We start from the raw sequence: 13,314 nt of genomic DNA on the forward strand, positions 1-13,314 counted from the left end.
CGCGCCGTCAGCTCCGGGGCGGGATTATTTCCAGATGGAGTGTCCCGCCGTGAAAGTGCACATGCAGATGTGCATGATGCAGAACCTGAAAGAGCGGACGTCCGAAATAAAACAGTTCTTCCTGCAGACTGAGCCGGAACCGGACAACGGCGCTGTCCCGTATTTCCAGGTCCTGCCGCATCATGCCGCTCAGCTGTTCCTGGATTTCCTGCTGCGGCATGCCCGCCGGAAGTTCATTGAGCAGCGTGCACGCCCTCCATGCCGAACAGACCTCTTCGTGCAGAACAATGATGTCTTTGATGGGACTGTTGTCAGGCAGAATATCAAAACGTTCCAGGCAGTTCTTGCCCGTGATTTTTTCTATTGCCGCCGTATCCCAGCACTCCAGCAGCCGGCATTCCAGCGGCCTGTTTTGGTGAATGACGCAGGCCGAATGTGCTGCGTCATAAAAAATACATTCCCAGCTTCCCTTTTTACCGCCGACCTTGACAAACTCGTGCCCGACGGGTTCCGCCTCATGCCGGCGGGGGTGAAACGCGGGTTCTCCCCGCCTGACAGTCACCAGGTTGTGCAGGGAAATTGTTCCGTTGTCGATCAGGACTTTGTCTTCTTCATGGAGAGCAGGGCCGCCTTTTTTGCAGCAGGTTCCGCATCTCCGGCATTCTCTTTTTTGTTTCATGCAGATAAGAATAGAAATTTATTGCTGGAATTTTCCAACAGGTTGTTTTATTTTGCAATAATTCTGACAGTCATGGTTGCTGCCGTCAGTTGTTCTTTTAGGTTATTCTTAACAGCTTTCAGGGAAGGGGACAAGCTGTCATGCAATATTGTAATAAATCACGCGAAGAATTGGCCGAAGACGTCGTCAAGCTGCGCAGGAGGATAGAGGAGCTTGAATCCGGCGCAAACGGCGGGAATACGCCGAAAAGCCTGGGGCGCTATCTTGATCCGTTTCGTCTCTGGCAGGAAACGTTTAACGTCCTTGATGATCTTTTGTATATCATCGATCGGGAATTCAACATTGTCAGGGCCAACAAGGCAACCAGCAACATCCTGGGTTACGAGGACGAGTTGCTCGGAAAAAAATGTTTTCATCTTTTCCACGGCCAGGACAATCCTGTCTCGCACTGCCCGGCCTGTAAGGTGTTTCATTCGGGAAAACCTTTTCATCTGGAAAGGCAAGAACCACGACTGGGCGGACGATGGTATTCAATTTCCGCCTATCCCATCAAAGACGAGTTCGGTTTTGTCTGGCAATGTCTTGTGGTCTGCCGGGATATCACGGACTGCAAAAAAATGTTGAACAAACTCAGCGAACTTGAGATCAAGGATGACCTGACCGGACTCATCAACCGTCGTCATTTCATTGAGGTGCTCGGCCGGGAATTTCGTTTGGCGGAACGCCGCGGCAGCGGACTGGTGCTGATGATCATCGCCATCGACAAGTTCAAGGAAATCAACTTTTCCTGCGGTCGGAAATTCGGCGATTATCTGCTCAGGGAGGGTTCCGAGATTCTGGTGGAAAAGTTGCGCAATACCGATATCTGCGGCCGCATCGGCGGCGATGAATTCGGCGTGCTGCTGCCGGATGCCGACTGCCGGGAAGGGGAAATTATCGCCAGGGATATTCATTCCCAGATGAGTCAGTTTGTTTTTAAGGACGGCAACTTCAGCCGGCAGATTTCCATCAGCATCGGGCTTGCGGCAAACAGCCATGATGAAAGCAAAAATTATGAGGATTTTTTCTCCCTGGCCGACAAAGCCCTTCATCTGGCAAAGCGGGAAGGCGGCAACCGGGTGTCCCTGCTCCGGCGCACTGATTTGCAGGAGCCGACGGCTTTTCAATCTTAAGTCAGTTTTGTTGTTTCGTTGTATTGATAAAAGAATTTGTTGATGATTTTCTCCATGTTCTCCTGGAAATTCGGCACATCAGGCAATTCCTGATTCTGGTCGATGAACTCCTGGACATCGAAATTAAAGGCGTCGGGCATCAGTGAACGGATGCCGATACTTTCCACCAGGAAATTGGCCAGGCTGACGATCTTGACATGAAGCAACTGTTCTTCCTTGGCGTGTTTCTGGAAATGATGAAAGCCCACCGGCAGGTAAATGTCCTCGGGAAGGCCCCATTTCCGGAGAAGCGCCATGCCGACCTTGGCATGATCTGTGCCGAGCAGGTACATCTCAAGCTCGATTAAGGTGCGGAATTTCCTCCCCAGATTTTTATTGTTGCTGATGGCCAGCTGTAACGGTCTGTTTAAGATTACCTTGCCGATATCATGCAGCAGGGAGGCGGTATAGATACTGCTCGAATCTTCAATATCGGCATATTTGGCGATTACGGAGGAAAGCACCGCGGTGGCATGGCTGTGCTGCCAGAGGGATCCCGGTTCCAGGTTGTAGGCCTGCTGCGGCGATTTCATCAAACCGACCGATGCCCCGGTAATGGCGATCATTTTCACTGTTTCCAGGCCGAGGCGGATGATGATCTCCTTCACCGAGGTAATTTCCCGCATGTGGCCGAAATAGGCCGAGTTGGCAAGCCGCAGCATATTGGCGGTAAGGCTCGGGTCCATTTCGATTTTTTTTGCCATTTCCTGAATATTTCCCTGTTCGTCATGGGCCAGTTGCAGGACATCCAGGGCTATATCGGGCCGGGGTATCAGTTTGTCGATATCGTGAATGTATTTTTTTTCAGCTTCCATATTCTTCATGCCGAAACGCCGTGGTCGGGCGGTTTATTGTTTTCTTTCATGAGGTGTGGAAGGCGCAATCAGCCCTCCTGCAGCCGGACGACGATTCTTCCCGCTGTTTTTCCTCGAAGTATGCTTTCTATTTCTTTGTCTAAAAGCTCCAAGCCGACAACCTTGACGGCTTCGCGCGGCAGATTGAGTTTCCATTCTCCGGCCAGTTTCGACCAGACGTTGCAACGAATGGGAAAAGGGCATGTGGCTGAGTCTATTCCGCTCAAGGTCACCCCACGGAGGATAAAGGGATAAACGGATGTCGGCAGGGCAGGTGAGGCGACATTGCCGCAGCAGGTAACGATTCCTCCATATCGGGTGGACTTGATGGTCGTGGCAAGGATCTCGCCTCCCACGGTATCGATGGATGCCGCCCATTTTTCCCGCAACAGAAGACGATTGGTGGTGTCGGTCGCTTCCTGGCGGGAGAGGATGTGACGTGCGCCGAGTCGCCGCAGCAGATCATGTTCCTCGCTCTTGCCGGTTACCGCTGCAACCTCGTAGCCCAGTTTGGCCAGGATGGCCACCGAGATGCTTCCCACGCCTCCGGTTGCGCCGCTGACCAGGATTTTCCCGTCTTTCGTCTGCACGCCGTGCTCAACGATCTTCAATACCGACTGGGCCGCGGTGAAACCAGCCGTTCCGAAAACCATGGCCTCAAAAAGGCTTAACCCTTCCGGCAACGGGACGATCCATTCAGCCGGCACGCGGATGTACTGACCAAACCCGCCGGGGATCTTGGTGCCGAGGTCAAAACTTGTGACGATGACGTCATCACCCGGTTTTACCCGATCGGACCTGCTCGCAACAACCGTTCCGGCCGCGTCGATACCGGGGGTGTGCGGATAGCGCCTGGTAACACCTTTGTTGCCGGAAGCGGACAGGGCGTCTTTGTAATTAAGCGAAGAGAAATGAACCTTGATCAGCACGTCGTGGTCAGGAAGATCTGAGATTTTTCGCTCTTCGATTCTCCTGGTGAAAACATTATCAGGTTCTTCCCTGGCAACAAGGGCATGAAAAATTTCCCGGGACATGGCTATCGAATTTTTACCTCTTTTCTTAGTAAAACAATACGGTTAAGATGTACTTTCAAAACATCTTACCTGATTCCATACTTTATTGACAAAGATTTATTTTCATTTAGAGTGGCTTTTACTGATAAAATGAGCCTTTCTGCCGGGAAAAGAAGGCGCATGACATGAATCGGCACGCACACGCCCTTGCCAAAACAACGACAACATCACAATAGGGTGAACGGCGTAACGGTCTGTAACGGAATAGTTGGATGTGGAATGGTTCTTTCAAAGGCCCTATGCAGTGAGGTTGACAAAAAATGACTGATTCAGCGCAACGGGCCCTTTGGGGCAGCAAATTGGGTTTTTTGCTCGCCGCTATCGGCTCGGCCATCGGACTCGGCAACATATGGCGTTTCAGTTACATGACGTTTGAGCATGGCGGCGGCGCCTTTCTGATTCCGTACCTCTGCGCCCTGCTGCTGGCCGGTATTCCGCTGATGATCCTGGAATATGCATTAGGTCATCGGGAAAAAGGCTCTTCTCCGCTGGCTTTTACCCGGGTATCTTCCAAATGGGAATGGGCCGGCTGGTGGATGCCGACGGTCGCCCTGTTCGGCATCATGCTCTATTATGCCGTGATAATCGGCTGGTGCATCAATTACTTCTTCTTTTCCTTCAACCTTGCCTGGGGAGCCGATCCGCAGGCTTTTTTCTTCAACTCCTTCCTGCAGCTCTCGGATTCCCCGTTCCATCTCGGCGGCATCAGAATTCCCATCCTTTCCTCAACCTTTGTCGTCTGGTTTCTTTGCTGGATTATCTGTTACCGCGAGGTCAATCACGGTATTGAAAAGGCGTGCACCATTTTCATGCCGATTCTTTTTTTGCTGACATTTATTCTTGTCGGCTGGACCCTCACCCTTGACGGGGCAATCGACGGTATTCGCAATTTCTATCTTTCCGCTGACTGGGATAAAATTAATATTTTTAAAAATTTTGATGATCCGGATGTCTGGTCGGTCTGGACCGCGGCATTCGGCCAGATATTCTTCACCCTGTCGCTCGGCTTCGGCATTATGATCACCTATGCCAGCTATTTGCCGAAAAAAACGGATATTGTCGGCAATGCCGTCTGGACAGCAGTGATTAACTGCACCTATTCTTTTATCGCCGGATTTGCCGTGTTCGGCATTGTCGGGTTCATGGCCCATGTCAAGGGGGTTGGCTTCAGCGAGGTGATCAAGGGGGGGCCGCAGCTTGCCTTTGTTGTCTATCCTGAAGCGATACGCCAGCTTCCTTTCGGCCAGTCGATTTTCGGCGTTATTTTCTTTTTCGTGCTCATCGTTGCCGGCCTTTCATCCGGTATCTCTTTGGTCGAGGCCCTGACCTGCGCCATAACGGATAAATTTTCCTGGACGCGGAAGATCACGGTTAGCGTCATTTGTCTGCTTGGGTTTTTGGGCAGTATTATTTTTACCACCCGGGCCGGGATGCTTATTCTTGACATCACCGACCATTTCATCACCAATTACGGGTTGATCATGGGGGGGATTTTCGAGTGTTATCTGGTCGGCTGGCTGCTGAAAGCACGCACGGCGCGGGAGCATGTCAACCGGGCGGGGGGCGTGCGCCTGCCCCTGTTGTGGGATTTGTGCGTGCGCTATTTCACGCCCTTTGTTCTTATCGTCATTATCGCCCAGGCCTTTATGGGCGAAATGGGCAAGGCCTATGGCGGCTATTCGGCTGATGCGCTGATCCTCTTCGGGGTCGGCTGGCTGCTTCTGACCATTGTTGTTGCCGTCTGTTTCACCTTTTATCCCTGGAAGCCGGAGACATTAAAGAAAAAGCATCATGTCCAGGAAGATCAACTTTTAGTTTGATTATGGGAGCACGCGTGTCAACCGAACCTGTTGCTGTCTGCGAGAAGCTTTTTGCCCTTTACCGTGTCACCTCCGAACGGTTGACCGATTTTCTCAAGGGCGCAAGCCATACCGGGTGTGGCGTCAAGGCCAATGAATTTGATGTCTTCTGCGCCTTCTGGGTGACCACCTGTTATCTGCGCAGCACTTCGTCACCTTCCACCGCCGATATTGAAAATTTCAACCGATCCGTTATCGTCGCCATAATCGACAGGATTGTCGCCGGCCGGGAGGAGGATCTTGATGATGACTCCATCAATTCCCTGGGCGAAACCATAACCGATGTGTTTGTCGAGCGGTTTTCCGGTTACCGGGAATTTTTCCAGGCTGACGCCGGGCAGGGCGGAAGCGAGGTTCTTTCCTCCTTTCCCCGTCTGAGAGAAGGTTTTTTGACCAACATCCTTGACGGACCGGTTTCACAAGATGCGCCGATCCGCGACCTGCTCGGAAATCTTCTGCGGGATCTCTTGACCAAATCCATGCGCTATTTTGCCGCGTGACAGGTCGTGTCAGGTGTTTGAGCCGCATTCGCGACCAACTTACTGAGTTGGCTAACTTCATGAAAATACAAAAAATATGAAAAACATAAAAGTAGGTGTTATCGGCGTCGGTTATCTCGGCAAGTTTCATGCGCAGAAGTATGCGGCCATGGAGAATGTCGAGCTGGTGGGCGTTGCCGATGTTGTCCTGAGCGCCGCCAGGCAGGTGGCTGCTGCTTGCGGTACACGGGCCTTTGCCGATTACCGGCAACTGCTGCCCCTGGTTGACGCGGTCAGCGTTGTCGTTCCCACTCCGATGCATCACCCGGTGGCCACGGAGTGTTTTGCCGCGGGTGTTGATGTCATGCTGGAAAAGCCCATGACCGTCACCCTGGAAGAGGCGGATGACCTCATCAAAAAGGCGGAAAACGGCCGGCGGATCCTTCAGGTCGGCCATCTCGAAAGGTTCAATCCGGCAATTGTCGCCATGCAGGATTATCTGACCTGTCCGCTCTTTATCGAATCCCAGCGGGTCCATTCCTTTAAGCCCCGGGGGGCGGATGTGGATGTCGTTCTTGATCTGATGATTCATGACATCGACATCATTCTCCATGTGGTCCCTTCGCCGCTTCAGTCAATCGATACCATCGGCGCGTCGGTGGTGACCGGGGGAACGGATGTCGCCACCGCGCATCTCATCTTTGAAAACGGCTGCGCCGCCAATGTGACGGTGAGCCGCGTTGCCCATGACAATGTGCGCAGCCTGCGTATTTATCAGCCGGGAAGTTCGCTGACGGTAAACTATGCCACCAAGGAGATAACCGTCATCGAGCGGCAAACCGGTCTGACACCGGAGGGATACCCGCGGGAGGAGATTATCCATTTCTGTTTCACGGAAAAGGACGCGTTGCAGGTCGAACTGGCCGATTTCATTGCTAATGTGCGGGCAAGGCGGATGCCGATGGTTTCCGGCCGGGAAGGGCGGCAGGCTCTGGAGGTGGCACTGCGCATTATCCGCCAGATCCGGGAGCATCATGACCGGTATAAAGAGACTTTATGCGTCGGGTGATGATTGTCAGCGGTGAGGCCTCCGGCGATCTGCACGGCGCTCATCTGGTGGCGGCCTTGAAGGAAATGATCCCGGATCTTTCCGTCTGCGGCATGGGCGGCAGGGAACTGCGCGCACAGGGCGTCGACATCCTCTATGATGCCGCCAAAATGGCTGTCGTCGGGCTCGTTGAAGTCCTGGCCCATCTTGCCGACATCCGGAAGGCCCAGAAAATCCTCGAAGACGAACTGCGCCGTAATCCCCCTGATCTGCTCATCCTCATCGACTATCCCGACTTTAATTTGCTGCTGGCGGCCAAGGCAAAAAAGCTCGGCATCCCGATTTTTTATTATATCAGTCCCCAGGTATGGGCGTGGCGCAGCGGCCGGGTGAAAAAAATCGGTCGACTGGTTGACCGGATGGCGGTCATCCTGCCCTTTGAAAAAGATTTTTATCATAAAAGGGGGGTTGAGGTGGATTATGTCGGCCATCCACTGCTTGATTCGGTGAAAAAAACACTGGGCAGGGAACGCTTCTGCGAACTGCACGGCATTGACCCGCGTCATGTTCTGGTCGGCCTGCTGCCCGGCAGCAGAAAAAAGGAAATACGCGCCATGCTGCCCGTTTTTCTGCAAACGATGGCTGGTATGCAAGCGCTTCATGAAAAAATGACGGTGCTCATTCCCCTGGCTCCGACCCTGACCGCGGCGGATCTCGAGGAATGCGGGCTTGCCCGCAACGTTTCCGGGATCAGGGTTATCAGCGACAACCGCTACGATCTGATGGCCGCCTGTGATCTGGCCTTGGCCACTTCGGGAACGGTAACCCTGGAGCTTGCCGTTCTTGACGTGCCGATGGTTGTTTCCTATAAAATGGCACCCTTGACCTGGTTCATCGGCAACATGCTGGTGGATGTCGATTTCGGTTCTTTGGTGAACCTTATCGCCGGCAAGGAGGTGGTGCGGGAACTGATGCAGCAGGATGCGACGGTTGTGAAGCTTTGTGCGGCACTGGAGGAGATCTGGCCCGGCTCAGCGAAAAGAGAGCAGCTGCTGCGGGAACTTTCCGCGGTGCGGGAAAAACTGGGAAAGGGGGGGGCATCGCGTCGGGCGGCAGAGATTGCCATTGCCGCAGCCCACAAAGTAACACATTGAAAACAGGTTAAAAAAATAAGTGAAGAATGTACGAAAAACTGTTACTAGTACAATGTAAAATTTAAGTTTTCGTATTTTTGCGTGATATTTGTTATAGTCGTCTTCAAAATACAAGGAGGACGACATGGCACCAAGATACAGAGTGACATTAACAAAAGAGGAACGGGAAGATTTGGAGGCTATTTCAACTAAAGGGAAAAGGGCAGCCCGCACCGTACTGTATGCTCGAGCATTACTTCTGCTTGATGCGGGGGAACATGGACCGAAGTGGGTTGTCACTCAGGTCGCAGAAGCTTTAGGGACAACGACGCGGAGTTTAGAACACTTAAAGAAACGATTTGTTGAAGAAGGTCTTTCTGCCGCCCTTGAACGTAAGGAGCGCGAGACCCCTCCGCGAGAAATTCAATTCGGAGGAGAATTTGAAGCACATCTTTTGGCTTTGGCATGTTCGGATGCTCCAGAAGGTAAAAATCGATGGACAGTACGTCTGTTGGCTGAGAAAATGGTCGAGCTGAAGATGGTAACGAGTGTTTCTCCGATGACGGTATGTAACACTTTAAAAAAAATGAACTTAAGCCTCACCAAAGCAAATACTGGAAGATACCGCCGGATCAAAACGCCAGTTTTGTAGCGGCAATGGAAGATATACTCGAAGTTTATGCGCGTCCGTATAGTCAAGAATTCCCGGTTGTGTGCATGGATGAATCGAGTGTACAGTTAATCGGGGAGGTGCATGAGCCTATTCCGGCAGCCCCTGGCCATCCTGTTCTGATGGATGATGAATATGTTCGCAATGGGGTCGCAAGCATATTACTTGAGGTAGAACCGCTTGGGGGAAAGCGCAAGGTAAAAATTACTGAACAGCGGACACGGATTGATTGGGCCCATTTCATCAAAGAGATGCTTGAAGAGCGTTATGCCGATGCCAAGAAAGTAGTTTTGGTCATGGACAACCTCAATACACACGACACGGCCTCGCTCTATGCGGCTTTCCCACCTGAAGAAGCCAGGGGCTTGGCGGAACGTCTTGAAATACACTACACCCCGAAACACGGGAGTTGGCTGAACATAGCAGAGATTGAACTCAGTGTATTGAAGCGGCAATGCCTTGCAGGCCGGATTGATTGTATCGAGAAGATGCGAGCTGAAGTGGCGGCATGGAACATTGATCGAAATAACCGCCAGACTAAGGTTGATTGGCAGTTTAGAACAGATGATGCGCGAATAAAACTAAAACGGCTTTATCCGAAACTTTAACATATACAATGTACTAGAGCACATTGACTGCTTCGCAAAAAGCCGCTCGATAGTCGTGCAATGCACGATAACTTGTTGATTTGTCGTCGAAAATTAGTGTAAATGACTTTTTGCGAGTCCGGCGAAATTCAGGTGGATTTTACAGGGAGAGGTTTCATGAAAATTCTGATTGCCGAAGATGACGTCATGACCAGGGTCATCCTGCAGGAGATGCTGTCCGAGGTCGGGACCACCCATGGCGTTGAAAACGGGCGGGAGGCGATTGACGTTTTCACCCGGGCTCTCCATGACAAGGACCCGTTTGATCTGGTCTGCCTCGATATCATGATGCCTGAACTCAACGGGCAGGATGCCCTGGTTCGGATTCGTAAGATTGAAGAAGACATGGGTGTTATTCCTGAATACCAGGTCAAGGTGATCATGATAACCGCGCTGAGCGATCCGGAAAACATCATGAAGGCCCATGTGGAAGGACGCTGTGAGGCCTATATGACCAAGCCGGTCAAGATGAACAACTTGCTCGACCAGATCAAGAAGCTCGGCCTGGTGGTATCCTATTCCTTTTGATTCAACTCCGGTAATTGTTTTCAGATATTCGCCGTTTTCCCTCTGATTTCTTTCCTAAATAATCGATCAATTTCCGGTGCCCGGCCGGAAAGGCAAACTGGTCCAGTTCCTCAAATAAAACCCATCGGTTCTCTTGGGCGGCATGGATTGCCGGTTCTGTTTCGTCCTTTTCCGCTGTTTCGCAGAAAAAGGCATGCAAAATAACACGGTAATGCATGTAAACGTGCCTGACGCGGGTTATTTCTTCGGCGTGCCGTATGCGCAGCCCCGTTTCTTCCTGAAATTCGCGGATAACGGCCTGTTCGGCTGATTCGCCTGTCTTGAGTCTTCCTCCGGGAAACTCCCAGAGATTGGCCCACACATCGTTTTCCCGCCGTTTTTGAATCAACACTTTTCCGTTTCTGCGCAGGATGCCGGTGGCCATTTCAATAACAATGCTTTGTTTTCCGGCGGGAAGAACCGGGCGTTTGTCCACCAGATCAAGCTTTTTCGCCTGACAGCAGTCTGCAATCGGACAGGCGGCGCAAAGGGGTTGCGCGGGCAGGCATACCAGGGCGCCGAGTTCCATGAGGCCCTGGTTGAAATATCGGGCCTGGCCCGAGGGGAGCATTTTTTCCGCCTGGCGCCGGATAAAGGTTTGGTTGGCAGCTGTTTTGACCGGGGAGTCGAGATTGAAAATTCGCGCAAATATCCTTTCGACATTGGCGTCAACCACCGGGTAGTCCCGGTTAAAGGCGATACTCATAACAGCGCCGGCCGTGTAAGGACCGATACCCGGCAGGGCGATGAGTTTCTTGTAGCTGTCCGGAAGAAAGTTGCCTTCATGGGAAAGCAAAACCGCTGCCCGCAGGATATTTCTTGCCCGTGCATAGTAGCCCAAGCCTTCCCACAGTTTCAGAATCTCATCATCCTTGGCCTCGGCCAGGCTGCAGATATCGGGGAAACGGTCAATCCAGCGGTTGAAATAGGGGATGACGCGTTCCATCTGGGTCTGCTGCAGCATGATTTCGGAAATCCAGACATGATAGGGATTGTACGTTTGCCGCCAAGGCAGGGGGCGCTGGTTTTCGGCAAACCAGGCGAGAAGCGGCGGGGGAAGCTTTTGGTCAATGGCCGTCATGGCACGTCAGCGGATGCGCCGGCTGTTCAGCCAGTCGATGCGGCTCCAGAGTCCCTGCAGAATGCGGACCTCGCGCTGGTCAAGTCCGGCTCTGCCGAAAAGACGGCGGAAGGCGTGGAGGATATGGTCGGGGTTCTGCGGATCCAGGTATTCGGCCGCCAGCAGGCTTTCCCGCATATGGGAATACATCATTTCCAGGGATTTGTTGTCCGCCGGTTCGGATTTTTCCGATGCCGCAAGAGGTGCGTGTTTGCCTTTTTGTACTTCATACAGGCAGATAGCCGCGGCCTGAGCCAGATTCAGCGAAGGAAGAGCAGGGTCGGCGGGGATGGTGACAAAGTACTGGCACAGGTCAAGTTCCGCCGTGGTAAGCCCGCTGTCTTCCCGGCCGAAGACCAGGGCTGCCCTGGAATCGGGCCGCAGCAGGGAAATGCGGTCCGGAACCTCATGCGGCTCGAGAAATTCCGTCCGGTATCTGCCGAATCTGCGGGTCGTTCCAAAGCAGAGATTGCAGTCAGCCAGGGCGTGGGCAAGTGTCTTGAACACCCTGGCTTTTTTCAGCAGTTCCCCGGCCTTGACCGCCATGTCCCGGGCCTCTTTGCCGAGATGGTCAGCCCTCGGCTTTACCAGTCGGAGATCGGTAAAGCCGAAGTTCATCATCACCCGGCAGACGGAGCCGATATTGAGCGCCCCCTGGGGTTCCACCAAAACGACGCTGACTGCATCCGGGTTCACGATGCAGTCAGGTTTTTGACGATGGCATCCCCCATTTGCGCCGTGTTGACCGTTTTGTTCGGATCAACGGCGATGTCGCGGGTGTGGATGCCGGAATCAAGGGTCTGTTCCACCGCCCGGTCAATGGCATTTGCCGCCTCATCCAAGCCGAAACTGTAGCGCAGCATCATGGCGGCGGAAAGAATCTGGGCAATGGGATTGGCGATGCCTTGGCCTGCAATGTCCGGGGCGGAGCCGCCGGCCGGTTCGAAGAGGCCGAATTTGTCCTTGTTGAGACTGGCCGAGGCGAGCAGGCCCATGGAGCCGGTCAGCATGGCCGACTCGTCGGAAATGATGTCGCCGAACATGTTGTCGCAAAGCAGCACGTCAAACTGATGGGGGTCGCGCACCAGCTGCATGGTGGCGTTGTCGATATAGATGTGATTTAAAGCCACGTCCGGGTATTGCCTGGCGATTTCAATAACCACTTCGCGCCAGAGGACCATGGTGGTCAGCACGTTGGCCTTGTCCACCGAGGTGACTTTCTTTCTGCGGAGGCGTGCGGCATCAAAGGCCATGTGGGTTATGCGCTCGATTTCCGCCCTGGTGTAGACCAGCGTATCATATGCCCTTTCCGAAGGTCCGCTTCCCTCCCGTCCCTTGGGTTGGCCGAAGTAAATACCGCTGGTCAGTTCCCGCACGCACAGGATGTCAAATCCGTCCTTGATGATATCCGGCCGCAGAGGGCAGGCTCCGACCAGGGACTTGAAGACCCGGGCCGGTCTGAAGTTGCAGAAGAGATCGAAATGCTTGCGCAGGGGAAGCAGGGCTGCGCGTTCAGGCTGCTGCTGCGGGGGCAGGCTTTCCCATTTGGGGCCGCCCACCGAACCGAAAAGGATGGCATCGCTTTCCTCGCAGGTTTTCAGGGTGTGGGCCGGCAGGGCATGGCCGTGGTTGTCAATGGCACAGCCGCCTACATCCTCATGGGCATAGTGAAGTTGGAAGGAAAATTTCTGCTGGGCGGCATCAAGCACCTTGATTGCCTCTTTCATGACTTCCGGGCCGATGCCGTCACCGGCGAGAACTGCTATTTTTTTCATGGTGGAGATCCTCATGGCAAGGAATGTTATAGGGTGCGTCCAGGGGAATAGGAGCTCGCACTGCTGCGAATGCCGGACGTGTCTTTTTTATTTTTTCATATGAAGCGGCACGGCCGGCCGCAGCAAGATATGAAAACCCCGCGCTTCGGCATCACCGTCCTCCAGGGGCGGAAAGGAATTTGCCGAGAAGCAGGGAGAA

At 53.1% G+C, this 13,314-nt stretch carries 14 protein-coding genes; 8 read left to right on the top strand and 6 right to left on the bottom strand.

Features of this window, described 5'->3' with window-relative positions; genetic code table 11:
- Window positions 1-7: 7 nt before the first annotated feature.
- Window positions 8-679, bottom strand: a complete 672-nt coding sequence (locus BM485_09310) for a hypothetical protein (protein ID OKY75166.1) — start codon at window positions 677-679, stop codon at window positions 8-10.
- Window positions 680-819: 140 nt separating this feature from the next.
- Here BM485_09310 and BM485_09315 point away from each other — a divergent pair, with 140 nt between their 5' ends.
- A complete protein-coding gene (locus BM485_09315; GenBank protein ID OKY75167.1) occupies window positions 820-1,851 on the top strand; it encodes a hypothetical protein in 1,032 nt (343 codons plus the stop codon).
- Here the strand turns inward: BM485_09315 and BM485_09320 are convergent.
- Both BM485_09320 and BM485_09325 read right to left on the bottom strand, forming a co-directional pair.
- A complete protein-coding gene (locus tag BM485_09320) occupies window positions 1,848-2,714 on the bottom strand; it encodes a hypothetical protein (GenBank protein OKY75168.1) in 867 nt (288 codons plus the stop codon). The genes BM485_09315 and BM485_09320 overlap by 4 nt on opposite strands.
- A 59-nt stretch (window positions 2,715-2,773) precedes the next feature.
- Window positions 2,774-3,778 carry an oxidoreductase gene (locus tag BM485_09325; protein ID OKY75169.1) on the bottom strand — a complete coding sequence of 335 codons (1,005 nt, stop codon included), beginning with the start codon at window positions 3,776-3,778 and terminating at the stop codon, window positions 2,774-2,776.
- Window positions 3,779-4,077: 299 nt separating this feature from the next.
- On the opposite strand from BM485_09325, the gene BM485_09330 reads away from it, so the two are divergent.
- From BM485_09330 to BM485_09360, 7 genes are all read left to right on the top strand, one after another.
- A complete protein-coding gene (locus BM485_09330; GenBank protein OKY75170.1) occupies window positions 4,078-5,637 on the top strand; it encodes a sodium-dependent transporter in 1,560 nt (519 codons plus the stop codon).
- 2 nt (window positions 5,638-5,639) lie between these two features.
- Window positions 5,640-6,176 (top strand): hypothetical protein, encoded by a 537-nt coding sequence (locus BM485_09335; protein ID OKY75171.1) that lies wholly within the window; start codon window positions 5,640-5,642, stop codon window positions 6,174-6,176.
- Between the two features lie 76 nt (window positions 6,177-6,252).
- Window positions 6,253-7,224: a UDP-N-acetyl-D-glucosamine dehydrogenase gene (locus tag BM485_09340; GenBank protein OKY75172.1), complete on the top strand. Its 972-nt coding sequence runs from the start codon at window positions 6,253-6,255 to the stop codon at window positions 7,222-7,224.
- Complete coding sequence (locus BM485_09345) at window positions 7,212-8,357, top strand: lipid-A-disaccharide synthase (GenBank protein OKY75173.1); 1,146 nt, start codon at window positions 7,212-7,214, stop codon at window positions 8,355-8,357. The genes BM485_09340 and BM485_09345 overlap by 13 nt, the downstream gene beginning before the upstream one ends.
- Window positions 8,358-8,481: 124 nt before the next feature.
- On the top strand, window positions 8,482-8,988 hold the full coding sequence (locus tag BM485_09350) for an IS630 family transposase (GenBank protein ID OKY75174.1): 507 nt from the start codon (window positions 8,482-8,484) through the stop codon (window positions 8,986-8,988).
- 5 nt (window positions 8,989-8,993) lie between these two features.
- Window positions 8,994-9,614, top strand: a complete 621-nt coding sequence (locus tag BM485_09355; protein ID OKY75175.1) for an IS630 family transposase — start codon at window positions 8,994-8,996, stop codon at window positions 9,612-9,614.
- 156 nt (window positions 9,615-9,770) lie between these two features.
- Window positions 9,771-10,181 carry a hypothetical protein gene (locus BM485_09360; protein OKY75176.1) on the top strand — a complete coding sequence of 137 codons (411 nt, stop codon included), beginning with the start codon at window positions 9,771-9,773 and terminating at the stop codon, window positions 10,179-10,181.
- Between the two features lies 1 nt (window position 10,182).
- Here the strand turns inward: BM485_09360 and BM485_09365 are convergent, their stop codons facing one another.
- The 3 genes from BM485_09365 to BM485_09375 are packed head-to-tail and all read right to left on the bottom strand — an operon-like array spanning window position 10,183 to window position 13,115.
- Complete coding sequence (locus tag BM485_09365; protein ID OKY75177.1) at window positions 10,183-11,301, bottom strand: A/G-specific adenine glycosylase; 1,119 nt, start codon at window positions 11,299-11,301, stop codon at window positions 10,183-10,185.
- A gap of 6 nt (window positions 11,302-11,307) precedes the next feature.
- The gene (locus tag BM485_09370) at window positions 11,308-12,036 is read right to left on the bottom strand and encodes an RNA methyltransferase (protein ID OKY75178.1); all 729 of its coding nucleotides are present in this window, start codon (window positions 12,034-12,036) and stop codon (window positions 11,308-11,310) included.
- Window positions 12,033-13,115 (bottom strand): 3-isopropylmalate dehydrogenase, encoded by a 1,083-nt coding sequence (locus BM485_09375; protein OKY75179.1) that lies wholly within the window; start codon window positions 13,113-13,115, stop codon window positions 12,033-12,035. The genes BM485_09370 and BM485_09375 overlap by 4 nt, the downstream gene beginning before the upstream one ends.
- Window positions 13,116-13,314 lie beyond the last annotated feature (199 nt).

Source organism: Desulfobulbaceae bacterium DB1, from assembly GCA_001914235.1.
Taxonomy (GTDB): domain Bacteria; phylum Desulfobacterota; class Desulfobulbia; order Desulfobulbales; family SURF-16; genus DB1.